The organism is Psychrobacillus sp. FSL K6-4615 (assembly GCF_038008225.1).
GTDB classification, from domain to species: domain Bacteria; phylum Bacillota; class Bacilli; order Bacillales_A; family Planococcaceae; genus Psychrobacillus; species Psychrobacillus psychrotolerans.
In genome coordinates, this window is record NZ_JBBOYQ010000001.1 from 3,546,870 (window position 1) to 3,573,646 (window position 26,777).

At 38.8% G+C, this 26,777-nt stretch carries 29 protein-coding genes and 2 other annotated features; all 29 genes read right to left on the bottom strand.

Features of this window, described 5'->3' with window-relative positions; all coding sequences use genetic code 11:
* Window positions 1–99: 99 nt before the first annotated feature.
* Complete coding sequence (locus tag MKX53_RS17970) at window positions 100–720, bottom strand: class I SAM-dependent methyltransferase (protein ID WP_093537874.1); 621 nt, start codon at window positions 718–720, stop codon at window positions 100–102.
* Window positions 721–797: 77 nt separating this feature from the next.
* Window positions 798–1,160, bottom strand: a complete 363-nt coding sequence (gene rplL / locus MKX53_RS17975; RefSeq protein ID WP_213407401.1) for a 50S ribosomal protein L7/L12 — start codon at window positions 1,158–1,160, stop codon at window positions 798–800.
* 70 nt (window positions 1,161–1,230) lie between these two features.
* Window positions 1,231–1,731 (bottom strand): 50S ribosomal protein L10, encoded by a 501-nt coding sequence (gene rplJ, locus MKX53_RS17980; RefSeq protein ID WP_340913019.1) that lies wholly within the window; start codon window positions 1,729–1,731, stop codon window positions 1,231–1,233.
* A 32-nt stretch (window positions 1,732–1,763) separates the two neighbouring features.
* Window positions 1,764–1,907, bottom strand: a sequence feature (ribosomal protein L10 leader region).
* Between the two features lie 42 nt (window positions 1,908–1,949).
* Window positions 1,950–2,642 carry a 50S ribosomal protein L1 gene (gene rplA, locus MKX53_RS17985; protein WP_093537877.1) on the bottom strand — a complete coding sequence of 231 codons (693 nt, stop codon included), beginning with the start codon at window positions 2,640–2,642 and terminating at the stop codon, window positions 1,950–1,952.
* A gap of 128 nt (window positions 2,643–2,770) precedes the next feature.
* Window positions 2,771–3,196 carry a 50S ribosomal protein L11 gene (gene rplK / locus MKX53_RS17990; RefSeq protein ID WP_139176005.1) on the bottom strand — a complete coding sequence of 142 codons (426 nt, stop codon included), beginning with the start codon at window positions 3,194–3,196 and terminating at the stop codon, window positions 2,771–2,773.
* Between the two features lie 171 nt (window positions 3,197–3,367).
* Window positions 3,368–3,901: a transcription termination/antitermination protein NusG gene (gene nusG, locus MKX53_RS17995; RefSeq protein ID WP_093537878.1), complete on the bottom strand. Its 534-nt coding sequence runs from the start codon at window positions 3,899–3,901 to the stop codon at window positions 3,368–3,370.
* A 101-nt stretch (window positions 3,902–4,002) separates the two neighbouring features.
* Complete coding sequence (gene secE, locus MKX53_RS18000) at window positions 4,003–4,188, bottom strand: preprotein translocase subunit SecE (protein WP_093537879.1); 186 nt, start codon at window positions 4,186–4,188, stop codon at window positions 4,003–4,005.
* A gap of 41 nt (window positions 4,189–4,229) precedes the next feature.
* A complete protein-coding gene (gene rpmG / locus MKX53_RS18005) occupies window positions 4,230–4,430 on the bottom strand; it encodes a 50S ribosomal protein L33 (protein WP_407691715.1) in 201 nt (66 codons plus the stop codon).
* 21 nt (window positions 4,431–4,451) lie between these two features.
* Window positions 4,452–5,093: an RNA polymerase sporulation sigma factor SigH gene (gene sigH, locus MKX53_RS18010; protein WP_407691716.1), complete on the bottom strand. Its 642-nt coding sequence runs from the start codon at window positions 5,091–5,093 to the stop codon at window positions 4,452–4,454.
* Between the two features lie 68 nt (window positions 5,094–5,161).
* Window positions 5,162–5,671 (bottom strand): NYN domain-containing protein, encoded by a 510-nt coding sequence (locus MKX53_RS18015; protein ID WP_093537880.1) that lies wholly within the window; start codon window positions 5,669–5,671, stop codon window positions 5,162–5,164.
* A gap of 4 nt (window positions 5,672–5,675) precedes the next feature.
* Window positions 5,676–6,446 carry a 23S rRNA (guanosine(2251)-2'-O)-methyltransferase RlmB gene (rlmB, locus tag MKX53_RS18020; RefSeq protein ID WP_093537881.1) on the bottom strand — a complete coding sequence of 257 codons (771 nt, stop codon included), beginning with the start codon at window positions 6,444–6,446 and terminating at the stop codon, window positions 5,676–5,678.
* Window positions 6,447–6,866 (bottom strand): Mini-ribonuclease 3, encoded by a 420-nt coding sequence (locus MKX53_RS18025; RefSeq protein WP_093537882.1) that lies wholly within the window; start codon window positions 6,864–6,866, stop codon window positions 6,447–6,449.
* A 4-nt stretch (window positions 6,867–6,870) separates the two neighbouring features.
* Window positions 6,871–8,271 carry a cysteine--tRNA ligase gene (gene cysS / locus MKX53_RS18030; protein ID WP_340913022.1) on the bottom strand — a complete coding sequence of 467 codons (1,401 nt, stop codon included), beginning with the start codon at window positions 8,269–8,271 and terminating at the stop codon, window positions 6,871–6,873.
* Window positions 8,252–8,923 (bottom strand): serine O-acetyltransferase, encoded by a 672-nt coding sequence (cysE, locus tag MKX53_RS18035; protein ID WP_340764105.1) that lies wholly within the window; start codon window positions 8,921–8,923, stop codon window positions 8,252–8,254. The genes cysS and cysE overlap by 20 nt, the downstream gene beginning before the upstream one ends.
* 53 nt (window positions 8,924–8,976) lie before the next feature.
* Window positions 8,977–9,194: a binding site (T-box leader), on the bottom strand.
* A 59-nt stretch (window positions 9,195–9,253) separates the two neighbouring features.
* Window positions 9,254–10,717 carry a glutamate--tRNA ligase gene (gltX, locus tag MKX53_RS18040; protein WP_340913024.1) on the bottom strand — a complete coding sequence of 488 codons (1,464 nt, stop codon included), beginning with the start codon at window positions 10,715–10,717 and terminating at the stop codon, window positions 9,254–9,256.
* A 125-nt stretch (window positions 10,718–10,842) separates the two neighbouring features.
* Window positions 10,843–11,322 carry a 2-C-methyl-D-erythritol 2,4-cyclodiphosphate synthase gene (gene ispF / locus MKX53_RS18045; RefSeq protein ID WP_093537886.1) on the bottom strand — a complete coding sequence of 160 codons (480 nt, stop codon included), beginning with the start codon at window positions 11,320–11,322 and terminating at the stop codon, window positions 10,843–10,845.
* Between the two features lies 1 nt (window position 11,323).
* A complete protein-coding gene (gene ispD / locus MKX53_RS18050) occupies window positions 11,324–12,016 on the bottom strand; it encodes a 2-C-methyl-D-erythritol 4-phosphate cytidylyltransferase (protein WP_340913026.1) in 693 nt (230 codons plus the stop codon).
* A gap of 66 nt (window positions 12,017–12,082) precedes the next feature.
* Window positions 12,083–13,171: a PIN/TRAM domain-containing protein gene (locus MKX53_RS18055; protein WP_093537888.1), complete on the bottom strand. Its 1,089-nt coding sequence runs from the start codon at window positions 13,169–13,171 to the stop codon at window positions 12,083–12,085.
* A 192-nt stretch (window positions 13,172–13,363) separates the two neighbouring features.
* A complete protein-coding gene (gene radA, locus MKX53_RS18060; protein ID WP_093537889.1) occupies window positions 13,364–14,734 on the bottom strand; it encodes a DNA repair protein RadA in 1,371 nt (456 codons plus the stop codon).
* A 157-nt stretch (window positions 14,735–14,891) separates the two neighbouring features.
* Window positions 14,892–17,342, bottom strand: a complete 2,451-nt coding sequence (locus tag MKX53_RS18065) for an ATP-dependent Clp protease ATP-binding subunit (protein WP_093537890.1) — start codon at window positions 17,340–17,342, stop codon at window positions 14,892–14,894.
* Complete coding sequence (locus MKX53_RS18070; protein ID WP_093537891.1) at window positions 17,339–18,433, bottom strand: protein arginine kinase; 1,095 nt, start codon at window positions 18,431–18,433, stop codon at window positions 17,339–17,341. Before MKX53_RS18070 ends, MKX53_RS18065 begins: the two co-directional genes overlap by 4 nt.
* Window positions 18,423–18,971 (bottom strand): UvrB/UvrC motif-containing protein, encoded by a 549-nt coding sequence (locus MKX53_RS18075; protein ID WP_340764114.1) that lies wholly within the window; start codon window positions 18,969–18,971, stop codon window positions 18,423–18,425. Before MKX53_RS18075 ends, MKX53_RS18070 begins: the two co-directional genes overlap by 11 nt.
* A gap of 16 nt (window positions 18,972–18,987) precedes the next feature.
* Entirely contained in the window at window positions 18,988–19,461 is a 474-nt protein-coding gene (locus MKX53_RS18080; protein ID WP_093537893.1) for a CtsR family transcriptional regulator, read from the bottom strand.
* Window positions 19,462–19,679: 218 nt separating this feature from the next.
* The gene (rsgA, locus tag MKX53_RS18085) at window positions 19,680–20,735 is read right to left on the bottom strand and encodes a ribosome small subunit-dependent GTPase A (protein ID WP_340913028.1); all 1,056 of its coding nucleotides are present in this window, start codon (window positions 20,733–20,735) and stop codon (window positions 19,680–19,682) included.
* Between the two features lie 308 nt (window positions 20,736–21,043).
* Window positions 21,044–22,003, bottom strand: coding sequence for an ABC transporter ATP-binding protein (locus tag MKX53_RS18090; RefSeq protein WP_093537895.1), 960 nt, complete (start codon window positions 22,001–22,003; stop codon window positions 21,044–21,046).
* Window positions 22,004–22,014: 11 nt separating this feature from the next.
* The gene (locus MKX53_RS18095) at window positions 22,015–22,938 is read right to left on the bottom strand and encodes a C40 family peptidase (protein ID WP_340913031.1); all 924 of its coding nucleotides are present in this window, start codon (window positions 22,936–22,938) and stop codon (window positions 22,015–22,017) included.
* 11 nt (window positions 22,939–22,949) lie between these two features.
* The gene (locus MKX53_RS18100) at window positions 22,950–24,032 is read right to left on the bottom strand and encodes a dipeptide epimerase (RefSeq protein WP_340913033.1); all 1,083 of its coding nucleotides are present in this window, start codon (window positions 24,030–24,032) and stop codon (window positions 22,950–22,952) included.
* A gap of 13 nt (window positions 24,033–24,045) precedes the next feature.
* Complete coding sequence (locus MKX53_RS18105) at window positions 24,046–24,969, bottom strand: S66 peptidase family protein (RefSeq protein ID WP_340913036.1); 924 nt, start codon at window positions 24,967–24,969, stop codon at window positions 24,046–24,048.
* Window positions 24,970–25,104: 135 nt separating this feature from the next.
* The gene (locus MKX53_RS18110) at window positions 25,105–26,757 is read right to left on the bottom strand and encodes a peptide ABC transporter substrate-binding protein (RefSeq protein WP_340913038.1); all 1,653 of its coding nucleotides are present in this window, start codon (window positions 26,755–26,757) and stop codon (window positions 25,105–25,107) included.
* Window positions 26,758–26,777 lie beyond the last annotated feature (20 nt).

Consider the following 26,777-nt stretch of genomic DNA (forward strand, 5'->3'; position numbering starts at 1 on the left):
CTTTTTCTCGGCCAGTATACCCATTTGTATGACTTCTCATTCAAAAGGGCCAAAAGGGCATACGTCCTCAAAATAATAATTTTGCATTTTCTTATAATATCATAGCGATTTTGTCAAGTCAATCTTTGTAGCTTTGATAATCCAATAACCTCTAGCCTTATCAACAAGGTCTACTTGACCAAAAATCTCTTCTAAATAACTAAAAGTTGATGGTGCCCCTTGTTTCTTTTGAATCACAATCCACAATTCTCCCTTTGAAACTAACTTTTCATAAGATTCATTATAGAAACGAAAAATAGTTTCTTTCCCAGCGCGAATCGGTGGATTAGTTATAATAGCCGCAAAGTTCGCAGTGTCAACCGCTGACAATCCATCACTTTCATAGATTCGTACATTTTGTATCCCGTTAGCAGCAGCATTTTTTTCTGCAAGTTGGATTGCACGTGTGTTAACATCTACCAAATGAACTGTTCTTCTCTCATTTGCTTTTGCAATAGAAAGACCTATCGGGCCATATCCACAACCTATATCTAAAATTGGACCTTCTAGATCTGGAGCTTCAAAAGCATCGATTAATACACGGGAGCCAAAATCTACTTCGCTCTTACTAAATACACCTGCATCTGTTTCAAATCGAAAATTATGCCCAAGCAATGTGAAATTCCAATGGCGTGGTTTGCTTTCCGTTTGAGGTTTCCTAGAGTAATAATGATCAGACACCAAATCACCCTCCATAATACATACGAAGAAAAGCCCGTCGTTTGCAGACGAGCTTTTTTCTTCGAACTGTACAAAAATTACTTAACTTCTACGCCTGCGCCAACTTCTTCAAGTTGTGCTTTGAAAGCTTCTGCTTCGTCTTTAGAAACGCCTTCTTTAAGTGCTTTAGGAGCATTGTCAACTAATTCTTTAGCTTCTTTTAATCCTAAACCAGTGATTTCACGAACCACTTTGATTACTTTAATTTTTTGATCTCCAGCAGATGTAAGAAGTACATCAAACTCAGTTTTTTCTTCAGCAGCAGCAGCTCCGCCACCAGCAGCCATTGCCATTGGAGCAGCAGCAGTAACACCGAATTCTTCTTCAATTGCTTTTACTAAGTCGTTTAATTCAAGAACTGTCATTGATTTGATAGCTTCTAAGATTTGTTCGTTATTCATTTTATTTTCCTCCTATTATAGGTAATTTTAGGCTATAAGCCCTTTTGTAGTTATTAAGCCGCGTAATAAATTATGCGCCTTGTTCTTCTTTTTGTTCTGCAACAGCTTTTGTTGCAAGCGCAAAGTTGCGCATTGGAGCTTGAAGTACTGAAAGAAGCATAGAAAGTAGTCCTTCGCGTGATGGAAGTTCCGCTAATGCTTTCACATCTTCAGCAGATGCTACAGTTCCTTCGATAATCCCAACTTTAATTTCAAGTTGTTCATTCTTTTTAGCAAAATCATTAATGATTTTAGCTGGTGCAATTACGTCATCGTTAGAAAATGCTACTGCGTTTGGACCAACAAGACTTCCGTTAATCCCATCAACTCCAGCAATTTCAGTTGCACGGCGTGTAAGTGAGTTTTTGTAAACTTTGAATTCCACACCTGCTTCACGAAGTTGTTTACGTAATTCTGTTACTTGTGACACGTTCAAACCGCGATAGTCAACAACTACTACGGAAGCAGCAGCTTTAAACTTCTCTGCAATTTCTTGAACTTTTACTTTTTTCGTTTCGATTGCTTTGTTCATCTTGGCACCTCCTATAAGAATTGGCCATTTATACCGACAAAAGAAAAGCCTCTGTTCTACGAATAGACACAGAGGCAGAAAGTCATCATCTAAAAAGAATCTGAATTTACTTGTCCTCGGTAGGCAATTAAGCGATCTATCGCCCCTACTGTCTTCGGTACAAACGTATATTTAACAACAAAAGTCATCTTAACAGATAATCTTTTGAACGTCAACTATTATTTGATTGATTGAGCGTCAACTTTTACAGCTGGTCCCATAGTAGTCGTGATATTCACAGACTTCATATAAACACCTTTAGATGCTGCTGGCTTAGCTTTTTGAACTACTTCAAATACAGCTAAGAAGTTTTCTACTAATTTATCGTCTTCAAAAGAAACTTTACCGATAGGAGCGTGAATAATCCCTGCTTTGTCAGCACGGTATTCTACTTTACCAGCTTTAATCTCTTCGATAGCTTTAGTTACATCAAATGTAACTGTACCAGTTTTAGGGTTTGGCATTAAACCTTTTGGTCCAAGTACACGACCGATTTTACCAACTTCACCCATCATGTCAGGTGTAGCAACGATTACATCGAAGTCAAACCATCCTTGTTGGATTTTGTTAATATACTCAGTATCGCCTACATAGTCTGCTCCAGCAGCTTCTGCTTCTTTAAGCTTTTCGCCTTTAGCGAATACTAATACACGTTGAGTTTTACCAGTTCCGTTTGGAAGTACTACTGCTCCACGGATTTGTTGGTCATTTTTACGAGTATCGATTCCTAAACGAAAAGCAACTTCTACAGTTGCATCAAAGTTAACTGTGCTTGTTTTTTTCGCAAGCTCAACAGCTTCTTTAGCTGAATATAATTTTGAAGCTTCTACTAATTTAACTGCTTCTTGTAATTTTTTACCTTTGTTAGCCATTATAAATGTCCTCCTTGATAGTGGTTTTAGCGGAATAAACCTCCCACGTGTAAAGGTTGTAGTTATCCTTTATGAACAACTACAACCTCCCAAAAAACAATGCGTCATATCAAAATGCACATCAAGTATTAGTCTTCGATCGTAATACCCATGCTACGTGCAGTACCTTCAACCATTAACATAGCTGCTTCAACAGATGCTGCGTTTAAATCTGGCATTTTTTGTTCTGCAATTTCGCGAACTTTTTCACGTTTCACTGTCGCCACTTTTACGCGGTTTGGTTCACCTGATCCAGATTGAATACCTGCTGCTACTTTAAGTAACACTGCTGCCGGCGGAGTTTTTGTAATGAAAGTAAATGAACGATCTTCAAATACAGAAATTTCAACCGGAATGATTAGACCTGCTTGATCAGCAGTACGTGCGTTGAACTCCTTACAGAATCCCATGATGTTAACACCTGCTTGACCCAATGCTGGACCAACCGGCGGTGCTGGATTTGCTTTACCAGCAGGAATTTGTAATTTAACAACTTTAATCACTTTTTTAGCCACGAGACACACCTCCTTAAGTCCGTGATGTGGTAATTGGGTTGCCCCTCCCACTCAAATATCTGTCTCTCAGCTCTGCGCTGATAACATTAGAAAAATTAATACAGACTTATTTTCAGTCTGACCTTTGAAATGATATCATTCTTTTCCACCTTTAGCAAGTGGAAACGGAAATTATATTTTAATAACTTGTTCGAAGTCTAGTTCCATATTAGTTTCGCGACCAAACATGTCTACAGACACAGTTACTTTGCCTTTATCTAGATCAATCACTTCTACCTTGCCTTGGAAGTGCGCAAACGGTCCTTCTAATACTTCTACCAATTCTCCAACCGTGAAGTCTACTTCTACTACGCGATCAGCGTCACCCATTTGTTTCAACATAGATTGAACTTCTTCAGGAGCTAAAGGTGTTGGTTTTGTTCCGCCACCTGATGAACCAAGGAACCCAGTTACACCCGGCGTATTTCTAACTACATACCAAGCATCATCTGTCATTATAAGTTCTACAAAAACATATCCAGGAAAAGTTTTTCTTACAACTACACGCTTTTTACCATCTTTAAAGTCTGTTTCTTCTTGTTCCGGGATATATACTCGGAATATCTTATCCGACATACCCATTGTTTCTACTCGTTTTTCTAAGTTCGCTTTTACTTTGTTTTCATAACCAGAGTACGTATGAACCACATACCAATTTTTTTCCATAGTGTCAGGACTGATCGTCCGTCCCCTCCTTTTCTCAAGACAAATGAAAAAACCCGTTCGTTTAGTAGACGGGCTATTTTCAAATATTTACATACTAGTTATTATAACGCTAAATACCAACGGAACAATTCAGAGATACCTAAGTCTACCACAGCAAAAAATACAGCCGCCGCTACTACAGTAGCAAGCACAATAACAGTGTATTTAGAAAGCTCTTTACGTTTAGGCCAACTTACTTTTCTCATTTCACTCATTACATTTTTGAAAAACCCACCAACATTAGCCATTTAGCTAAACCCCCACACAAAAAATCTATCTTATTTTCTATTCATAACGTTTGTTTGTGAAGCGTATGCGCATTGCAATGTGCACAATACTTTTTCCGTTCAACTCGGATTACATTTTCTTTAGATAAAGGAATCGTATAATTACGATTGCCACATTGGACACAGCTTAAGACAGTCTTTTTTGCCATATTATCACCTTTTTTAAGCATATAAGTCTTTTTCAAGATTATCATCTTACACATACCATGTCAACAAAATACCAATTAAGCGTAATTACTATCAATCTCCATATAACGTTCTAGTTTACGCTTCACTCGTTGTAATGCATTGTCAATCGACTTAACATGACGATTCAATTCTTCAGAAATTTCTTGATAAGATTGACCGTCCAAGTATAAAGTAAGTACTTGTTGTTCTAATTCACTAAGTATTTCTGCCATCTTGCCTTCCATATAATCGAAGTCTTCTCGATTAATGATTAATTCCTCCGGATCATCTACAACTGAACCAGCAATCATATCCATCAATGTTCGATCAGATTCCTCATCATAAATAGGCTTATCCAATGATACATAAGAATTTAGCGGAATATGTTTTTGTCGAGTGGCTGTCTTAATAGCAGTTATTATTTGTCGGGTGATACATAGTTCGGCAAATGCCCGAAAAGAAGCAAGTTTCTCCTCTTTAAAATCTCGGATTGCCTTATACAACCCAATCATACCTTCCTGGAGGATATCTTCTTTATCAGCCCCTATTAAAAAGTATGACCTTCCCTTCATGCGGACGAAGGAACGATATTTTGTTATTAAAAAGTCTAGCGCTTCAGTGTTTCCTTGATGTACCATCTCTACAAGCTCTTCATCTAGTAAACTATCTAATTGTAGATTCTGCTCTGTCTTTTCCAATGAAGTCACCTCAGCTAACAAGAATATTATTCCAAGTATACAGGAAGGAAATTTATAGCGTCAATGAATCATTTCATTCCTCTTCGCCATTTTTCGAAAATTTCCGCAACTTCTGCTGTTAATGGGATATTAGAAGCGGGTTTGTCATCCTGAATAGTTTTCACTTTTTTTGTTATTTTGGAGGAAATCGACAACATCTCAATTTCTAATTCTCTAGCTGACTTTCTAAGGGCCCCTTGGCCAAATATGACCCTTTGCTCAGTCAGATCAGATGTAGCTACGTAAATCTGGACTCTTCTACCACTCAATTCTTTCGTTAACTTTTCAATACGCTCATCTGCAATTTCGTTTTTTCTCGTATAAATAACTTCTACGTTATATTGCTTCTTTTTATTTTCAATACCAGGCACCAAGTGTGCGTCGAAAACTACAATGACTCGGGTACCTGTATATGCTTTGTATTCTGCCATTAGCTCAATCAAGCGGTCTCTAGCTTCTAGTAATTTCACTTCTTTTAACTTTCTTAACTCGCTCCATGCGCCGATGATATTATATCCATCGACAAGTAAAATTTGCATCTTGTTAGCCTTTTAAGGGATTTCTGACGCGCCATATTTCATATAACAACACAGAGGTCGCTACCGAAGCATTAAGACTCGTCACATGACCGACCATTGGCAAATAGTAAAGAAAATCGCACTTTTCTTTTAACAGTCGACTCATACCTTTACCTTCACTACCAATAATGAGTGCCAAGGGTAGGGTCGCATCCATATTTCGATAATCAGTAGACTTTGCCGCATCAGTGCCCGCAATCCAAACCCCACGCTCTTTTAGTTCATCTACCGTTTGTGCCAAATTAACCGCTCGGTAAACTGGAATATGCTCAATAGCTCCTGTAGACGCTTTTGCAACTACCGCTGTAAGTCCAACCGCTCTTCTTTTCGGAATAATAATTCCGTGGGCTCCAACAGCATCTGCCGTCCGCATGATAGAACCAAGATTATGAGGATCTTCAATTTCATCTAAAATAATAAAAAGAGGATCCTCTTGTTTGCTAGCTGCTAGGTCAAACAAATCATCTAATTCCGCATAACGGTATGCGGCAACTGAAGCAACTATTCCCTGGTGATTTGCATCTGTTAAGTTATCCAGCTTTTTTTTAGGAACGAACTGTACAATTATTCCAGCATCTCTTGCTAATTGAATAATTTCTGTTACCCCACTTTTTTGAATGCCTTCTGCAAGCCAAACTTTGTTCATATCTCTACCTGCTCGTAGTGCTTCTACTACAGGATTTTTCCCTGCAATAAGTTCTCCAGTTTGTTCACTTTGATCGTTTATCTCTGTCATTTATTTTTTCGCCCCTTTCTGTTCATCTATAAAGTTAATAGAGAAATCCAGTACTTCTTGCAAACGTTCTGTTTGTCCACTCAAGTATAGACTACCGATTACTGCTTCAAACGCTGTACTGTGATGATAAGTAATAACATCTGTATTTTTAGGAACTGAACCAGACTTTGCATTACGACCTCTTCGTAGGACAGCTTGTTCATCTTCCGATAAAAAGTCCTTTTCCATCATTTCTCTTACTAACGTTGCTTGCGCTTTAGCTGACACATATCTAGTAGCTTCTTTGTGCAAGATATTCGGTCTGACTCGTCCAGAAAGGATGAGGTGTTCTCGAACGACTTGTTCGAAAACAGCATCACCCATATAGGCAAGTGCTAAGGAATTTAGTTGTTTTACATCGGATGGTTTTAAATTTTCCACCAGTTTATCCTCTTTTCCATCGGATACCCTGTGCAGTATCTTCCAAAATAATATTTAACTCTTTTAATTGATCTCTAATTTCATCGGCACGAGCAAAGTTACGGTCTTTCCTAGCTTGATTGCGTTCTTCAATCAATGCATCAATTTCTTCATCCAGTACTTCCTTTTCTTTCGCAAACGTTAATCCCAGAACAGCATTCAAATCATCCATAACTAAGATAAATTGTTTTAATACAATTTCAGATGTTTGTTTTTCTAGTAAATACGTATTCGCAAGTTTCGACAATTCGAAAATAGCCGCAATACCATTCGCTGTATTAAAGTCATCATCCATAGCTGTTTCAAACTGTACTTTTACATCTGCAATTTTTTGTAACCAAATGTCATCATGATCCCCTAAATTTGCAGTGGTACTTAATCTGTGAACTAAGTTATCATAAGCAGTCCGTATACGATCCAAACCTGCCTCCGCTTGCTCCACTAATTCTTTTGAATAATTAATGGGATTTCGATAGTGAACACTCAGCATGAAAAGACGTAATACTTGTGGATCTATTTGTTGACGAATATCATTTACCAATACAAAGTTGCCGAGTGATTTCGACATTTTTTCATTGTCTATATTTATATACCCATTATGCATCCAAAATCTCGCAAATGTCTTACCGGTTCTCGCCTCGGACTGTGCAATTTCATTTTCATGATGTGGAAAAGTTAAGTCTTGCCCGCCCGCATGAATATCAATCGTATCTCCCAGTATTTCTCGGGCCATGACAGAGCATTCTATATGCCATCCTGGACGACCTTTCCCCCAAGGACTTTCCCAATAGATTTCTCCTGGTTTTGCTGCTTTCCAAAGTGCGAAATCTAGTGCATCCTCTTTTTTGACACCCGTTTCAATTCTAGCTCCGACTTTTAAATCGTCTACCGATTGATGAGAAAGTTTACCGTATCCATCAAATTTTCTCGTACGATAATAGACATCTCCATGCGATTCATATGCATAGTCTTTTTCCTCTAATACTTTAATAAATTCAATAATTTGATCCATATGATCTGTAACTCGTGGATGTGAATCTGCTCGATTACAGCCCAGTGCCTCAACATCCGCAAAATAAGCGTCGATAAAACGTTCCGTGAGCTCTGAGACTTCTTCTCCCAGTTCATTGGCCGCTTTAATAATTTTATCATCTACATCTGTGAAGTTTGAAACATATGTCACTTCATATCCACGGTATTGTAAATACTTCCTTACCGTATCATAGACGATTACAGGTCGCGCATTCCCAATATGAATATAATTGTAAACAGTTGGTCCACATACATACATCTTAACTTTGCCTTCTTCAAGCGGTATAAACGGTTCTTTTTCACGTTTTAACGTATTAAAAATTTGGATTGTCATGACTATTTTCCCTCTTCTCTTTCGTCAATTGGTCAATTTCTTTTTGGAGCTTCTCTATTTTGTTTTCCATTTGTTTACAATGGTCCGTAAATGGATCTGGTAGGTCCTGATGATCTAAATTTCGCTTCACTTTTATACCATCTTGAATTACGACTACACCCGGGATCCCAACAACAGTAGAGTTAGTAGGTACATCTTTTAATACAACAGAACCTGCCCCGACTTTACTATTTTCACCAATGATAATAGATCCTAATACTTTTGCTCCAGTAGCGACTAGCACATTATTATGAAGAGTAGGATGTCTCTTTCCCTTTTCTTTTCCGGTACCACCTAGTGTGACACCTTGGTAGATCGTGCAATCATCTCCAATTTCACAGGTTTCTCCAATGACCACTCCCGAGCCGTGATCTATAAAAAAGCGTCGCCCAATTGTCGCTCCAGGGTGAATTTCGATTCCTGTAAAAAATCTACTAATTTGTGATATGGCACGTGCCAAGAAAAAGAATTTCTTTTTAAATAAGGCATGTGCAACTCGGTGACTCCAAATTGCATGTAGACCTGCATAAGTTAAAATAACTTCTAACTTGCTATGCGCTGCTGGATCCTGTTCAAATACTACCGCAATATCTTCTTTCATTCGTTTGAACACATGATTACCTCCTTTCATTTACTCCATAAAAAAAGTCCCTGTCTATAAATATAGACAGAGACGCAATAGCGTGGTTCCACTCTGATTGGAAAACAGAAAAAATTTTCCCACTTAGCATCTTTAACGCAGATGATACGTTCAGCCTACTTAAAAATTCGGCATGACGCTCTAAGGTGCATTTCAGTAACTCATAAGCTCAGACCACTTTCAGCCGGTGATGGTCCTCTCTAAAGAACGTGCGTTACTTACTTCTCCTCGTCTTCGCTTGCTATTCATTTTGCTTTCGAATTTGTAACACCATTTTCACACCTTGGTAGAGGAAAGTCAATCTTATTGTTTTGCAAATTTGGCAACACGAGCGATTACTATTTCTTTACCAATTAGACTGATTGCATCAGCTAGTTCAGGACCGTGCATTTGACCAGTTGTTACTACACGAATTGGCATGAAAAGATTTTTCCCTTTATGTCCAGTTTCCTTTTGTACCGCTTTAATAGCAGCTTTAATCTCCGCTGGTTCAAATGTCTCTAAGCCCTCTAGCTGTACTTTAAATGCAGCCATTACTTCAGGAACCTGTTCTCCGGCCAATACTTCCGTCGCTTCTTCAGTATATGCAATGTCGTGATCAAAGAATAGTGATGATAATTCAACAATCTCCGCTCCAAAACTCATTTGATCATGGTAAAGTGCAATAAGTTTTGTTGCCCACGTAAGTTTTTCTTCTGATAATTCAGTTGGTAGCAATTCTGCTTTTTGTAAATGCGGCAATGCTAACTCAACTACTTTTTCTAATGGCAACTGTTTAATATATTGGTTGTTCATCCAAGTAAGTTTTTGTTTGTCGAACATTGATGGTGATTTAGAAAGACGTGATACATCAAAGTTTTTAATGAATTCTTCTTTAGTGAAGATTTCATCCTCCCCTTCAGGAGACCATCCCAATAGGGCAAAGAAGTTAAACATTGCTTCTGGTAAATACCCTAGATCTTTGTACTGTGTAACAAATTGGATGATTGACTCGTCACGTTTTGAAAGCTTTTTACGGTTTTCATTGATGATTAACGTCATATGACCATACTTAGGATATGCCCATCCGAACGCATCAAAAACCATCAATTGTTTTGGTGTGTTCGATAAATGTTCTTCCCCGCGGAATACATGAGAGATTTCCATAAAGTGATCATCTAATACTACAGCATAGTTATAAGTTGGAATTCCGTTCGCTTTCACTAATACCCAGTCACCAACATCTTTAGATTCAAAAGTAACCTCTCCACGAACTAAATCTTCAAAGGTATAAGTTACATTTCCCGGTACACGCATACGAATCGTGTACGCTTGTCCTGCTTCTTCTTTTGCTTGCACTTCTTCTGCTGATAAATGACGGCATTTACCATTGTACATTGGAGCTGCAATACTTTTTTCTTTTTGCATTTCACGTTCTGCTTCTAGTTCCTCTGATGAACAGAAACATTTATACGCATGGCCTTTTTCTAACATTTCTTCTGCATGCTTTTTATATATATCTAAACGCTCCATTTGGCGGTAAGGTGCATAAGGTCCACCAATATCTATGGATTCGTCATATTCGATTCCTAACCATTTTAAGTTTTCAAGTTGAGATAACTCGCCACCCTCTACATTACGCTCAATATCCGTGTCTTCTATACGAACGATGAATTTCCCGTTATGGTGACGTGCATATAGATAGTTAAATAATGCTGTACGCGCTCCTCCTATATGTAAAAATCCTGTTGGACTGGGTGCGTAACGTACGCGAACTTCTTGTGTCATAAGTGTATCCTCCTAGTTTTCTTTCCATCAAATTAGCCTTGGTGCAGTTGCACTTATTTAATATAAGGCAACTAGCAATGGCTTTAACTTAATCCATTCTACCACTGGTTATACGTTTATTAAAGTTAGTCCTTTTTCAGAAGTAATATTGTTGCCATCGATGCTATTCCTTCTTCACGTCCTGTAAACCCAAGTTTCTCGGTTGTTGTAGCTTTCACATTTACTTGAGAAACATCTGCTTGAAGCAACTCCGCTACACGCGCACGAATTGTTTCGATATGTGGTGCCATTTTTGGCTTTTGTGCAATTATTGTACAATCGATATTTCCTAACTTATATCCACGAGCGTCTACTAGTTTCCAAATATGTTCTAGTAGCTTGGCTGAATCTGCGTCTTTAAAGTCTGGATCTGTATCCGGAAAATGTTTGCCGATATCTCCTTCTCCTATTGCACCTAAAGCAGCATCAGTAATTGTATGTAGTAATACGTCTGCATCTGAGTGACCAATTAGTCCTCGCTCATAAGGAATATCAATTCCTCCTATTATTAACGGACGATTATCCGCAAATTCATGTACATCGAATCCTTGTCCAATTCTCATCATATTAATATTCCTCCTGCTCTCGCTTATTTAATATTGCTTCTCCGTATAGAAGATCTTCACTCGTTGTCATCTTGACATTATCATAGGTACTTTCAACAATATGAACACGCTCTCCTAATCTTTCTACGAGCATTGCTTCATCCGTCCCAAGAAAATTATCCTTCTCAGCTAATCTTTCCGCTTTTTCTAATATTGTATACCGAAAAGCTTGAGGCGTTTGAATAATCCATAAGCTCTCTCGATCTACCGTTTCTTGAATTATACCATTTTCTACTTTTTTCATCGTATCTTTTGCCCGAACAGCTGCAACTGCTGCTCCAGACGTGTTTGCCTTTTCCACTAATTGTTGTATCACTTGCTGATGAATAAATGGTCTTGCCGCATCATGAACAAGGATGATTCCTTTAGATGAGCTAACTTTTAATGCAGCGTATACACTATGCTGGCGCTCTTCTCCACCTTCTGCGATGTCGGAAACCTTTGTAATACAATGCTCTTTTAGAAGCTGTTCAATAAAAGTCTTTTCCTCTTTCTTTACGGCTAATACTATTCGCTCACAATTAAGATCTTTTTCAAAAACGTGTAAAGTATGTATCAAAATAGGAATATTGCGTAGCTCTAAAAACAATTTATTTTGACCAGCACCCATTCGCTTCCCACTACCCGCAGCTGGCAATAAAACAGTATATTTCATATTATTGGACCTCCGTTACATAGAAAAAGGGCGTATTCCTTTTGCAAAGGAAACAACCCTTCTTCGTTATTTCGAGTCTTGTGGTTTTGCAAATATCATTCGACCAGCCGACGTTTGAAGCACACTTGTCACTTCTACATTTATAGCCTGTCCAATGTATGCTTTACCGCCTTCTACAACAATCATCGTTCCATCATCTAGGTATGCGACGCCCTGATTGTGTTCTTTTCCATCTTTAATAACGACAACATGCATTATTTCCCCGGGAATAACAACAGGTTTCACTGCATTTGCCAAGTCATTAATATTTAAAACTCGTACTTGATGCAGGTCACAAACCTTATTTAAATTGAAATCATTCGTTACAACAATTCCATTCATCTTTTTAGCTAGACGAACTAATTTCAAATCTACCTCTTGTATATCTTCAAAATCCTCTTCCACGATTAATACAGCAGAAGATCGTTCTGTTTGAAGTTTTTTTAATACATCTAAACCACGACGACCTCTAGTTCGTTTAAGCGTATCCGAAGAATCCGCAATATGCTGTAACTCCGTCAAAACAAATTGAGGAACGACTAGAACACCTTCGATAAATCCAGTTACCGATATATCTGCAATGCGACCGTCAATAATAACACTAGTATCTAGCAACTTATAAGTTCCTAAACTCAATTCTTGGGTATCGTCGTCCATAGTTTTCTTCTTGCTAGTACTTTGCTTAGAAGGAGTGAAGACTTGAAGAAGTTCATCGCGCTTTTTAAAACCGACTTGGAAACCTAAGTAACCTAACACAATCGATAACAGCACGGGTACTACTGATCCAATTCCTGGTATAGCAATATTATTAAGGGCAGAACCTAGGAAAAAGGCTACAATTAAACCAATAACTAGACCGAGCGTTCCGAATAACAAATCTCCAATTGGCGCTTTTAATAACCGTTCTTCCATCCATTTGATAAAATTAATCAAGTAGTCGGTCATAAACAATGCAGCCACGTACAACAAAATTGCTCCTACTAAAACAGATACATACGGATTGTGAATCCAAGGGTTGTTAGATAAATTAAAAAGCTCATATAAGTGCGGTAAGAATAGTAACCCCAATGTTCCACCAATTAAAACAAAAGCAATTTGGATAATCCATTTTAACAAGCATGCCACCTCCATTAATTTCATTATACTTGCATCTTTCCCAATAAGTCTAATCAGACAAGTGCAGTTGCCCACTCTATTCCCAAAAATAATGGAAGAATGCTGGATAAAGGCTTCTTTTGCCTTTATCCGGCATTTTGAAACGACTCGATCGGCTGGACACCAGAGCTAGACATATAGAATGCCTTATTATTATGAAAATGCTTCTTTCATCGCTTCGTTAACTGTTTCGATTCCTATAATTTGAATGCCTGGAGGGTAATCCCATCCTCCGAGGTTTGAGGCCGGTACAATCGCTCTTTTAAAGCCAAGCTTTGCAGCCTCTTGAACACGCTGTTCAATTCTAGACACCCTTCTCACTTCTCCAGTTAAACCAATCTCTCCGATAAAGCAGTCCGTTGGCGTAACCCCTGTATCTCGGAAACTTGAGACGATACTTACTAGGACGGCTAAATCGATCGCAGGTTCATCTAATTTTACTCCTCCCGCCACTTTTATATAAGCATCTTGCGTTTGGAGTAGTAATCCCATTCGTTTTTCCAGTACTGCCATTAGTAAGGAAACACGGTTTTGATCAATACCAGTAGCCATACGTTTCGGATAATTAAAACTAGATTGAGTCACTAATGCTTGAATTTCTACTAAAATAGGTCTGGTACCTTCCATCGAGGCAACAATTGCAGATCCAGCTGCTCCATGAGACCGCTCCTGCAGAAATAATTCAGAAGGATTAAGTACTTCTTTTAATCCGGATTGGACCATTTCAAAAATGGCGATTTCATTCGTAGAGCCAAATCTGTTCTTCTGAGATCTTAAAATACGATACGTATGGTGACGTTCTCCTTCAAAGTACAAAACGGTATCTACCATATGTTCCAATATACGAGGTCCTGCAATTTGTCCCTCTTTTGTTACATGTCCCACTAAAAAGATTGCTACATTTTTAGTTTTGGCAATCCTCATTAGCTCTGCTGTACACTCTCGAACTTGTGATACACTTCCCGGTGCACTTGTTACATCGGGATGATGAACAGTTTGAATAGAATCGACAATAACAAATTTTGGCTCTACACTCTCAATAGTTTCATTGATTAACTCCAAGTTGGTTTCAGCATAGATATAAAGCTCTGCTGATGTTACCCCTAACCGTTCTGCCCGAAGCTTCGTCTGACGGATGGATTCCTCTCCCGAAATATACAGTACTCTTTCCCCTTTATTCGCAAGTAATGCAGATACCTGCAAAAGAAGGGTCGACTTACCAATACCCGGATCTCCACCTATTAATATTAACGACCCAGGGACAATACCACCGCCCAGCACACGATTCAGTTCAGCAAAGTCAGTTGTCACTCGTGGTTCATCAGCTGTTACTACTGAGATTATTGGGGTCGCCTTCTGTGCTGTGCCATCTGAATGCTGAAAAGAGCGTTTCGGGCCTTTGGATACTATTTCCGTTTCTTCTACCATTGTGTTCCATTCACCGCATCCAGGACATCTTCCCATCCATTTTGCGGACTCATATCCACATGAATTACACATAAACTTCGTTTTCTTTTTAGCCATAATACCTCCTACTATGAAAAGCACAAGCGCCTCTGAAAGAATTGCAATAATGCCTACCTCTGTCTTTATTGAGCAGTCTGCAGCGATCGAACTGCTGCTTCCAGAGCTAAAAGTTAAAAAGGGCATTCCGGAAATATTTTTCGGAATGCCCGCTATATTAACCTTCTGTAACTAACGATTTAGTGCTGCGAACCACAAATTCATTGTCTTCTACATCAAATATTACATGTTGCCCGTCTAATACTTCTCCTTTAAGAAGTTCTTCGGATAGACGATCTTCTACATGTTTTTGAATTGCACGGCGTAGAGGACGTGCACCGTATTCTGGTTCATATCCTTCAGTTGTAATTTTGTCTTGTGCTGCTTCTGTAATTTCTAATTCAATACCTTGTTCTTTCAAACGTTTAGATAATTGCTCTGTCATAAGTGAAACAATTTGTTTTAAATGCTCTTTTTCAAGCGAATGGAACACAATCATTTCATCTAAACGGTTTAAGAATTCTGGACGGAATGCTTTTTTCAATTCTTCTAGCATTTTGCCTTTCATATCTTTATAATCCGTTTTGCCACCTTCTGTTAAGTTAAATCCAACGTATTTATTGAATCTAAGTGCATCCGCACCAACGTTTGATGTCATGATTACTACTGTATTACGGAAATCTACTGTGCGACCTTTAGAGTCTGTTAATCGTCCATCCTCTAACACTTGAAGAAGAATATTAAAGACATCTGGATGTGCTTTTTCAATTTCATCTAACAGGATAACAGAGTATGGTTTACGACGTACTTTTTCTGTCAATTGCCCACCATCGTCAAAACCTACATATCCTGGAGGAGATCCAACTAGACGAGAAGTTGAATGTTTTTCCATGTACTCAGACATATCTACTCGAATCATTGCATCTTCGTCTCCGAACATCACTTCTGCTAAAGCGCGAGCAAGCTCCGTTTTACCTACACCAGTAGGTCCCAAGAAGATAAACGAACCAATAGGACGTTTCGGATCCTTCAATCCCGCGCGAGCACGACGAATAGCTCTTGAAATTGCATCCACTGCTTCACTTTGACCAATTACTCTTTCATGCAATTTATCTTCTAGTTTTAATAATTTTTCAGATTCCGTTTGTGCTAATCTAGACACTGGTACCCCAGTCCACATAGAAACGACTGCTGCGATATCTTCTACTGTTACTTCAGATTCTTCTTTTCCTTGTTTTTCTTTCCAATTGTTTTTCATTTTCTCTAGTTCATCTTTGAGCTTCTGCTCTTTATCACGGAATGATGCAGCTTTTTCGAATTCCTGACTTTGAACTGATGCATTTTTTTCAGATCGGATCGCTTCTAGTTTAGCTTCTAATTCTTTTAGATTAGGAGGTGTTGTATATGAACGTAAGCGTACCTTAGAACCCGCTTCATCTATTAAGTCAATTGCTTTATCTGGCAAGAAACGATCAGAAATATAACGATCAGACATTTTCACGGCTGCTTCAACCGCTGCATCCGTAATCTTCACACGATGATGAGCTTCATAACGATCACGTAAACCGTAAATAATTTGAATCGCTTCATCTACTGAAGGCTCATCTACTTGAATTGGTTGGAAACGACGTTCAAGCGCGGCATCTTTTTCGATATATTTTCTATACTCATCCAATGTTGTTGCACCAATACATTGAATTTCTCCACGAGCAAGAGCAGGCTTCAAAATATTCGAAGCATCAATAGCACCCTCTGCTCCTCCAGCACCAATTAATGTATGAAGTTCATCAATGAATAGGATAACATTACCTGCTTGGCGAATTTCATCCATCACTTTTTTCAAACGATCTTCAAATTCCCCACGATATTTTGTGCCAGCAACAACTGTACCCATATCTAGTGTCATTACACGTTTATCGCGTAGGATTTCTGGCACTTCATTTTGGACGATTTGCTGTGCAAGCCCTTCAGCAATAGCCGTTTTACCAACACCTGGTTCTCCAATTAGAACTGGATTGTTTTTTGTACGACGAGCCAAGATTTCAATTACTCTTGTAATTTCTTTACTACGACCAATTACAGGATCTAATGTACCTTCTCTTGCAATTTGTGTTAAGTCACGAGCTAGACCATCTAGTGTCGGTGTACTAGCTGGAGCTGTTCCATTGTTACCATTGCCGTGCGCTTGCTCTGTACTACCTAATAATTGAAGTACTTGTTGACGAGCTTTGTTTAAACTTACTCCTGCATTATTTAGTACACGAGCAGCTACGCCTTCTCCTTCACGGATTAATGCAAGCAATAGGTGTTCTGTTCCAATGTATGAATGCCCAAGTTTTCGAGATTCATCTACGGAAAGCTCAATCACTTTTTTAGCACGAGGAGTGTAGTTAACAATTGGGCCAACTTCTTCTTTGCCTGCTCCTACTAGTTCCTCAATCCCTGCTTCAATTACTTTTAAATCTACTTCTATTGCCTCTAATGCTTTTGCAGCAATTCCACTACCTTCTCGGATAAGACCAAGTAATATATGTTCTGTTCCAATAGATTCATGCTTCAAGCGTATAGCCTCTTCTTGAGCTAGTTGTAATACTTTTTGAGATCTTTGTGTAAAACGATTAAACATCATTCAGATTCCTCTCCCTTTGTTTTCTGTTTTTCTTCTTTTTGCAATCTTTCCCTTAACAGCTTCGCGCGAAACATATCCCGCTCAGAAGTATTCAATGAAGTTCCTGCATATTTTTGTAGAAATCCTGGTTGCATAAACACCATACATTCATTCAAGATAGATACATCAACATCTTCTATGAGTCCCATATCTATTCCTAATCGTACATCCGATAGGCATCTCGCTGCTTCATCCGTTGCCATGATACGGGCAAATGATAAAGTTCCTAGAGATCGATATAGTCGGTCTTCTAGTGTATTGGCCGAATGCTTTAGAAGTGCATCTCGTGCTTCTCTTTCTTTTTGAATAATTTGTTCGGTAATACTCTGAAGATCAGCAAGTATGTCTTCTTCTGACTTACCAAGTGTGGTTTGGTTGGACACTTGATATACATTACCGAGCGCTTCACTACCTTCTCCGTAAATTCCTCTAACAACCATTCCAAGTCTTGAAATGATCGTAACAATTCTGTTCATTTGTTTGGTCATCGTTAATGCCGGTAAATGCATCATGACAGATGCACGCAAGCCAGTACCTGTATTTGTAGGACAACTTGTCAAATAACCAAACTGCTCGTCAAACGCATATGGTAATTCTTTATCTAATACACGATCTAGCACATCTGCTTGTGCATAGGCTTCTTGAATTTGAAGCCCTGGAAAAAGACATTGTATACGAATATGATCCTCTTCATTGACCATTACACTAACCGATTCATCATTTGATAATAGAACGGAGCCAGTCATAGGCGAGTTAGCGAGCTTTGGACTGATTAAATGTTTCTCTACTAACACTTGGCGACTTAGTTCCGATACATCCTTTATATGAATGGAAGAAAATTGCATATCTAATTCGTCACTTGCATCTAACAAAGTGGCAGATACAGATTGGTCAATTTTATGCGCCTCGTCTTCTGTAAATGCTAAAGGAAAACGGTAGCCATTCAGATTTCTAGCTAAGCGTATTCTTGTACTCATCACGATATCTGAATGCTGTCCAACACCAGCCATCCAACTAGAAATGGAGTTATCTAAAAAGTGTTCAATTGACATTCGTTTGGTCACCTCCTCCTGTTGAAAGTTGACTTTCCAAATCTCTGGCTTCATCTCTCAACTTTGCGGCTTCCTCAAAACTTTCCGTGGCAATAGCATCTTTCATTTGAGAGCGAATTGCTTCTATACGTTTCTTTAAAGCAATCTTCTCTCCTAGTGCACCTGGAGCCTTCCCGGTATGCTTCGTGTTTCCATTATGAAGTCGCTTAAATACATTCGGTAACTGAGGGCGAAAACTGTTATAACAATTCGCACAACCAAATTTTCCTTCATCTAAAAAACGCTGGATCGACCAACCACATTCATCGCATACAATTATATTTTTTTGTTGTTTTTGTTGCATTGGTTGTTGTTCTGTTTGACTAAACCAGTTCGATAATAGTTGATGTAAAGATAATGGATCTTGTTTGTACTCAACGTAAAACGGGTGGAGGCTATTTGCACAGACTTCACAATAATGTCTTTCAAGATGTTCACCATTATGCACTTGGGTAACCGTTACTTTCGCCGGTCTTTGCTTACAATTTTCACAAATCACCTTTAACACACCCCGTTCATTTTTCACTTTTTTCATATTTTAACGTTAATAACATGGCGCATAAAATACGAGACCTTAGTTCATCTCTGGCAGGTAACGGAATCACCAGAGTCGTTCTATTTAAAGCTGCTAAAATGAGTTTTGCTTCACGTTTAGTAATAACATCTTCATCGATCAATCGAAAAACGATATCTTCCGTGACCGATTCTGAAGCCCCATTTTCTAGTGTTTGTATAATATGCTCTATTAGATCAGCTTTTGTATGAGCTCGAACGCGGAGGATTCGAATATATCCCCCTCCACCTCGTTTACTTTCTACTAAGTATCCGCGATCTTGGGTAAATCGTGTATTGATTACATAATTTATTTGAGATGGAACACACTGAAACTTCTCCGCGATTTCACTTCGCTTAATTTCGATTTGTTCCTTACTTCCTTCTTCTATAATAGCCTTCAAATACCCTTCAATTATGTCAGATATATTTTTCATCTTCTCACCTCTTCTCACAAACTGACTTTGACTAACTTTGACTATATTATAACGAGAATTTTTTGTATGTGCAATTGATACGATTTGCACTTAAAAACAAGAAAAAACTACAAACCATTGTTTGTAGTTTAGGATATATTATTATGACTATTCCTATTCAATAAATCTTTTTTATCTTTCTTGAATGACTAATTGAACCTTCTATAGCTACAGCTAAATTAAATTTTCTTTTTATAATTATTTCGTTGAGACTTCGTAACTTGCTTCCATTTATTCGTTTCTGCTTTTTTGGCTGCAGCATCGCTTTTGCGGTCGATATGCGCAAGCTCTCGCATCAGTTTTACATAACTCTTGTATCGTTCTTGTTTAAGAGTACCATTGTCAATAGCCTCCCGAATTGCACAACCAGGCTCTTTTACATGCTGACAATCACGGAAACGGCAATCTAATGCTAGGTCTTCGATATCCTGAAAACTAGCACTCACCCCATCACTTGTATCCCAAAGTTGAAACTCTCTCATACCAGGTGTATCAATTAGTAAGCCACCTTCAGGTAACAGCGTCAACTCTCTATGAGTGGTTGTATGGCGCCCTTTACTATCATCTTCTCTTATATGATTGACAGTCATTACTTCTACACCTGACAAGGCGTTTATCAAGGATGATTTCCCAACTCCGGAAGAACCTAAAAGTGCACCTGTTTTATGAGAGGCTAATAGACTTCCTAATCGATCAATACCTTCGCCGGTCACACTACTCACTGCAAATATATCCACACCAAATGCAATAGCCTCTACTTCTTTCATATAATATTCTAGGTCTTCACAAGCATCTTTTTTCGTTAATACCACGATGGGGGTCGCCCCTGAATCCCATGCTGCCAATAGATATCTCTCTAATCTACGAACATTGAAGTCATGATTAAGCGACATCACTAGAAATACAAAATCAACGTTTACCGCAATTAGTTGAATTTCCGTCGTCAATCCAGCCATTTTCCTAGAAAACTGTGAACTGCGAGGAAGTACTTCATGGATTATCCCCTTTTCCTCACCAGGCATCCGATCGAGCACTACCCAGTCTCCAACTGCCGGAAATGCTTCTCTATCATTCCCAAATTTAAATTTCCCAGAAAGTGAGCATAGTAGCTCTCCTTCATTGGTCATAACTCTATATAAATTTTTATGTTCCAGTAGTACGCGACCTGCAGTTCCACTACCTGTCATTTTTTCTTCCCAATTATTATTCCAACCATATTGTTCGATTAAATTCAATTCAATTTCCCCCTAATTTCCGTATGAATAATGCCCAAGCCACATTAATAGAGCTATAAGCTAAACAATAAAAAAACCATGACTGCACGAATCTGCAGCCATGGTTCCCCGGTCATTAGTAAAGAAGCATATATCTGGTTAGAGACATACGGAGTGGGACATCATAAACTTACAGATTCGTGGATACGTATATTCATTTGCCATGATGCCTCACTCCTTTCTTTTCGTTATTTTCAGAATACTACAAGTATTAGCATTTTGTCAATATAAATTATGCAAGATACATATTTGTAATATGGGTATCATTATTAATTATAAAGATGACATCCTACAAAATGACCTGGTTCCTGTTCCTTCCAGGCTGGCTTTTTTTCCGTACAAATGGACATAGCATGTGCACATCTCGTACGGAACACACAACCTGAAGGTGGATTAATCGGGCTCGGAAGCTCTCCATGCAAAAGAATACGTTCTCGTGACTCCTCTATGTCAGGATCTGGAATGGGAATCGCAGATAACAAAGCCTGTGTATACGGGTGTAGTGGATTTTCATACAACTGGCTACTAGTGGTCATTTCTACCATATGCCCTAGGTACATAACCCCTATTCGGTCAGAGATGTACTTGACCATCGATAAATCATGTGCGATAAACAAATAGGTTAGATTTTTTTCCTTTTGTAGTCGTTGGAGCAGCTTCACTACTTGAGCTTGAACTGACACATCCAAAGCTGAAATAGGCTCATCCGCAATGATAAACTCAGGATCTAATGCAAGCGCTCGAGCTATGCCAATACGTTGACGCTGACCTCCTGAAAATTCATGAGGATATCGATTAGCGTGGTCTCTGTTCAAGCCCACATCCTCTAGTAATTCATACACTCTAGACTTTAACTCTTCCTTTTTGTATAGTTTATGTATTTCCATCGGTTCAGCAATAATTTCAAACACAGTGGAACGTGGATTTAAAGATGCATACGGATCCTGAAAGATCATTTGCATCTTTTTCAAGTAACCTCTTCTTTCTTTGTCAGTCATCTCATGCACATTTTCATTTTCAAACAGAACTTTTCCCTCTGTTCTATTGTACAATCCTAAAATAGTTCGGCCTGCTGTGGATTTACCACAACCAGATTCACCCACTAGACCAAATGTCTCCCCTTTGACGATATCAAAACTTATCCCATCAACAGCCTTCAACGTCTCCCCATGTCCAATGTCAAAATGGCGCTTCAAATCTTGAACAGACAATAGAACTTTTTCCGTCATTTAAATCCCCCCTAAACGGCATATCTTCTAACTGCACAAATCTCCTTTTCTAACACAGATCCTGCTAGCCTTAAAATTTCTACTGTTTTCCCCGTTGAATGCGAATGCAATAGTTGGCCATTCCCATAATAGAACCCAACATGCCTTACCGTTCCCGTCCCTTCATCATTCGCAAAAAATAGTAAATCCCCTTTTTTCCAAAGCAAAGGGTCTTGTATAGAAATTTCTTCTCCCGATTTAGCCTGGTCACTTGCATCTCGAGGAATTATATAACCACAAGCCTTCAACATATTGTACGAAAAACCCGAACAATCATAGCCATATGGAGACATGCCCCCCCATAGATATGGTAAATCTAAATAATTTTCCCCTAAAGCCACCGCTTCCTCTGCAGACCTCTTCGGAATCTGATCCACTGAAGATGCAAATTGGGCATGTACTTTCGATAATAACGCTTTGCCGTGTGGCGTAAGAACGGTATAAAATACTTCATCCTCTGAGATTATCGGTAGAATAGTATTAAAGGCTAAAACGAGTAGCGGATTATGTTGTAAATCCCAGAGCTGTACTTTTGCAGAAGAAACTCTGGCGGAACCCTTGGCATCCACTTGCTTTGTAGGTTGTATTTGCGAAAGCGGGATCCAACCTGGATAACCACGACTATCTTTTTTAGAGGGCTGCCAAATGGCAACAACTTTTGCCCATTCCCCTACTATCTCCTCCACAAGCACTGGTTCTCCGTAAAGTAGCTGCGTTTGCACACGATTTTCATCACATAAAGCTAACCTTTCTTTATACGGTAGTGCCTCAAGCCATTCCACCAATAACACAGGATTTGAGATCGCGGGAATATCTATCTCCCTGGCAGAGTTTGGTTCAGTCCAAATAGTTCCCACCTTTACAGCACAAACCCATTCTTTCTTTTCAACTGGCATCTTTTTGCCTCCTAATCCAAATTCACATGAACAATCCCTAATCCTGGTTCGTTGGAGAAGGTCATATCACTCTTATCATAGATAACGCCACCGACTATTAAATCTTTTTTTAGCATTAACGGTGCGTCAAAGTCAAAATATCGAATATTCGGCTGGCTAGCTGCAAAATGAGCAGCCGCTGTGATTCCCAATTTCGTTTCAATCATGCTGCCTACCATACATTTCACCCCACTTGCCTCTGCAAGTGTATTTATTTTTTGGGCGTGATAAATACCACCCGATTTCATCAGTTTTATATTTATCAAATCAGCAGCTCGCATTTTTAGAACTTGTTTAGCATCCTGCACAGAAAAAACACTTTCATCCGCCATAATTGGAGTATATGTGTGATCGGTAACATACTTTAGCCCTTCGAGATCCCAAGCAGGAACTGGCTGTTCTACAAATTCAATTGATAGTCCTGTATCCTCCATTAAGCTAATTGCTTTTACGGCCTCTTTAGCATTCCATCCCTGGTTAGCATCGAGCCTTAACTTTGGCGTCATTCCCACACGATCTCGAATAGCACGAATGCGTTGGATATCATCTTTTATCTCACCAGTACCTACCTTGACCTTTAGAACTTTAAATCCATCCTTTATATACTGTTCTGCATCATCTGCCATCTCGCTAGGGTCATTCACACTAACTGTAAAATCGGTTTCTAGTCTTTTCCGATAACCTCCAAGAAATTGATATAAAGGAAGACCTGCATGCTTAGCAAGTATGTCATATATGGCCATGTCTAATGCCGCTTTAGCACTTGTATTTCTGACTAAGGTTGTGTTTAGTTTCTGGAATATCTGCTCACTTTGTAAAATGTTCATACCAATCAATTGAGGTGCAATTATCTCGTTAATAGCGTATCGAATACTGTCCATCGACTCGCCTGTAATTACATGTGTCGGTGGAGCCTCTCCATGACCTACTATGCCATCACTCGTCGTAATAGTTACATACACTGAGTAAGCCGTCGTCACAGTTCGTAGAGCAGTTTTAAATGGTTTAGTTAGAGGGACTGCCACATCAAAGGTTTCAATTGATTTTATATACAATCTCGTCTCCTCCTTATTCAACTCCAGGTAATATAGTTAGAGATAAGTTATTCGCATCCAATTCTGCTTCCATTCCAAGTGGGACGGCAAAATGAGGCTCGCAATGTCCTATTTTAAATCCTTTCACTGCAGGCTTACCTAATTTTCCAATGTAGTGATCAAACACTTCGTCTAAAGACAAAGTAACCGGCCTTTTTTTAGGTTCTGCAACACTAAAATCCCCAATGACAAACCCAGCTGCCGCATCTAAAATACCAGCTTGGCGTAGTTGGTTTAGCATACCATCTACTTTGTAAGGCTCTTCCCCTACATCTTCTATCAGGAGAAGTTTTCCTTTTGTATCTACCTCATATTTTGTACCTACACCATTAGCAAGTAATGATAAATTTCCTCCTGTAAGTTCCCCTCTTACGATACCTGGAGAAACTTGTGTCAATGGAGAGATTGCTTCAGTATAAAATAGCTCCATTGGATTAAACAACTGCTGAAACATTTTTCGGGATAGCTCGGAGAACGTATCTTTTCCCACATCTGAAGCTAACATTGGTCCATGGAAGGTGACGATATCCGAATATAGATTCATACCTGTATGTAGAAAAGTTATATCAGAGTAACCCCAAAAAACCTTTGGATTCTCATGCATCAATTGAAAATCGATTTGATCTGTGTAACGTGCAGAACCATAGCCTCCACCCGCACAAATAATGCCTGCAATATTTGGGTTAGCGAACATCTCATGTAAATCTTCTAAACGTTCCTCATCAGTGCCAGCTAAGTAGCCATGTACATTTTCTAGACTTTTTCCTAATTGATAAGATAAGCCAAGCTCCTCTAAAAAAGCAAAAGAGCCCTTTAAGTTCTCTAGATTCGGTGGACTTGAAGGAGCAATAATACCGATAGTATCTCCTTTTTGCAATCGTTTTGGACGGATTTTCATATGTAATTTCTCCTTTATAATGAAGCCTTAATAAACCAACTCACTGCAAATTTTAACATATCTAATAGGAAAGAAAAGGGCGGTACCAAATGAGGCACCGCAGCTTTCTCATGGTTGCTAGGGCTTTTCTGGCAACTATTCTTTGTCAGCCCACTTTAAGTCCATATATCCAACTGGATGTCTTACGATTCCTGAGATTGTTGGTTTTTCAAGTGTTACTTGGTTGTAATAATGTACTGGGAAAATTGGCATTTCGTCCATTAATAACGCGTCTGCTTGAATAAGCATTTCCCAACGTTTTGCTTCGTCTGTTTCATTTTTTATATCAGCGATTAGTTTATCAAATTTTGCATCTGACCAAGTAGTACGATTCATAGAGGAACCTGTGATGAAGCTTTCTAAAGCATTCACTGGATCTGCATAGTCAAATAAGAAGGAAGAGCGAGACAATTGGTATTTAAACTCTTTTTGCTCAGTCGCAAACACACTTGCTTCTACATTTTGTAATACTACATCTACTCCTAAAACTTCTTTAAATTTACTTTGCAGTGCTTCCGCTATTTTCTTATGAGTATCACTTGTAGAATAAGTTAACGTTACTTCAGGTAACTCTGTGTAACCCTCTTCTTTCATACCTTCAGCTAAAAGTGATTTTGCTTTTTCTGCATCAAAGCCTACCAGTTTACCAGCTGTTTCTCTGAACTCCTTACCATCAGGCCCTACAAATCCATAAGGAACAAAGCCCTCTGCTGGTTTTTCGCCATTTTTCGTTACAAACTCTACGATTTCTTGTTGATCAACCGCTAAACCAAAAGCTTGACGGATTTTTTTATTTGTAAAAGGTTCTTGTGATACGTTGAAACGGTAGAAATATAACCCTGCTTGATCTTCATTTTTCAATTCAGGAGAATCCAATAACTGATCTGCCAATTCTGCTGGTACACCAGATACATCTAATTCCTCTGTTTCATACATTTGGTATTCGGTATTGGAATCATCAACCATAGCCCATTCCACTTTATCCAGCTTTACAGTATCGGCATCCCAATAATTTTCATTTTTTGCAAATGTAAAGCTTACATCATGCACCCATGCTGTTAACTTGAACGGGCCATTTCCTACGAATGTATCTGCTTCTGTATACCAGGTTGCATTCTCAGTAGCCACTTTTTCATTTACTGGGAAGAAACTTGGGTTAGTAATGATGTTTAAGAATGCTTCTGTTGGAGCATTTAATTTCACTTCAAATACTTTTTCCTCTACCGCTTTAATAGCAACGTCCTCAGCTGCGCCCTCCCCACTATTATAGGCTTCTGCTCCATCAATGAAATACGCTAAAAATGCTGCTGGGGAAGCTGTTTCCGGATTTAACATATGCAACCAACCATAAACGAAATCACTTGCTAATACAGGCTCACCATTAGACCATTTCGCATCGTCGCGAATTGTAAATGTATAGGTTAGACCATCTTCTGTAACATCAATTTTTTCAGCTGTTGCAGGTTCTGCTACATGGTCCTTTGATAGCCGTACAAGTCCTTCCATTAGATTATTCAATGCATTCCAAGAAACCGCATCAAATCCTACAGATGGATCAAATGATGTTGGTTCATTTCCATTATTTAATTTGAGTATTTTTTCTGTTTCAGTTTCTACTGCAGTTTCCTTCTCTTCTCCTTCGTTTCCTGTATTAGTTTCCTTTTTTTCACCCGCATCTTTCGTGGCTGTACAAGCACTTAACACAAGGACAAATAATGCTACTACAAATAACATTAACCATTTCTTCATCTTAGTTCCCCCTTTGTAAT

Coding starts and splice junctions, on each gene's coding strand:
- rplL (WP_213407401.1), bottom strand. CDS start 1,160: ATGAATAACGAACAAATCTTAGAAGCTATCAAATCAATGACAGTTCTT.
- rplJ (WP_340913019.1), bottom strand. CDS start 1,731: ATGAACAAAGCAATCGAAACGAAAAAAGTAAAAGTTCAAGAAATTGCA.
- rplA (WP_093537877.1), bottom strand. CDS start 2,642: ATGGCTAACAAAGGTAAAAAATTACAAGAAGCAGTTAAATTAGTAGAA.
- nusG (WP_093537878.1), bottom strand. CDS start 3,901: ATGGAAAAAAATTGGTATGTGGTTCATACGTACTCTGGTTATGAAAAC.
- secE (WP_093537879.1), bottom strand. CDS start 4,188: ATGGCTAATGTTGGTGGGTTTTTCAAAAATGTAATGAGTGAAATGAGA.
- rpmG (WP_407691715.1), bottom strand. CDS start 4,430: ATGTGTAAGATGATAATCTTGAAAAAGACTTATATGCTTAAAAAAGGT.
- MKX53_RS18015 (WP_093537880.1), bottom strand. CDS start 5,671: ATGCAAATTTTACTTGTCGATGGATATAATATCATCGGCGCATGGAGC.
- rlmB (WP_093537881.1), bottom strand. CDS start 6,446: ATGACAGAGATAAACGATCAAAGTGAACAAACTGGAGAACTTATTGCA.
- cysS (WP_340913022.1), bottom strand. CDS start 8,271: ATGACAATCCAAATTTTTAATACGTTAAAACGTGAAAAAGAACCGTTT.
- gltX (WP_340913024.1), bottom strand. CDS start 10,717: ATGACACAAGAAGTTCGCGTACGTTACGCACCCAGTCCAACAGGATTT.
- ispF (WP_093537886.1), bottom strand. CDS start 11,322: ATGATGAGAATTGGACAAGGATTCGATGTACATGAATTTGCGGATAAT.
- ispD (WP_340913026.1), bottom strand. CDS start 12,016: ATGAAATATACTGTTTTATTGCCAGCTGCGGGTAGTGGGAAGCGAATG.
- radA (WP_093537889.1), bottom strand. CDS start 14,734: ATGGCTAAAAAGAAAACGAAGTTTATGTGTAATTCATGTGGATATGAG.
- MKX53_RS18065 (WP_093537890.1), bottom strand. CDS start 17,342: ATGATGTTTAATCGTTTTACACAAAGATCTCAAAAAGTATTACAACTA.
- MKX53_RS18070 (WP_093537891.1), bottom strand. CDS start 18,433: ATGTCAATTGAACACTTTTTAGATAACTCCATTTCTAGTTGGATGGCT.
- MKX53_RS18080 (WP_093537893.1), bottom strand. CDS start 19,461: ATGAAAAATATATCTGACATAATTGAAGGGTATTTGAAGGCTATTATA.
- MKX53_RS18090 (WP_093537895.1), bottom strand. CDS start 22,003: ATGACGGAAAAAGTTCTATTGTCTGTTCAAGATTTGAAGCGCCATTTT.
- MKX53_RS18095 (WP_340913031.1), bottom strand. CDS start 22,938: ATGCCAGTTGAAAAGAAAGAATGGGTTTGTGCTGTAAAGGTGGGAACT.
- MKX53_RS18105 (WP_340913036.1), bottom strand. CDS start 24,969: ATGAAAATCCGTCCAAAACGATTGCAAAAAGGAGATACTATCGGTATT.
- MKX53_RS18110 (WP_340913038.1), bottom strand. CDS start 26,757: ATGAAGAAATGGTTAATGTTATTTGTAGTAGCATTATTTGTCCTTGTG.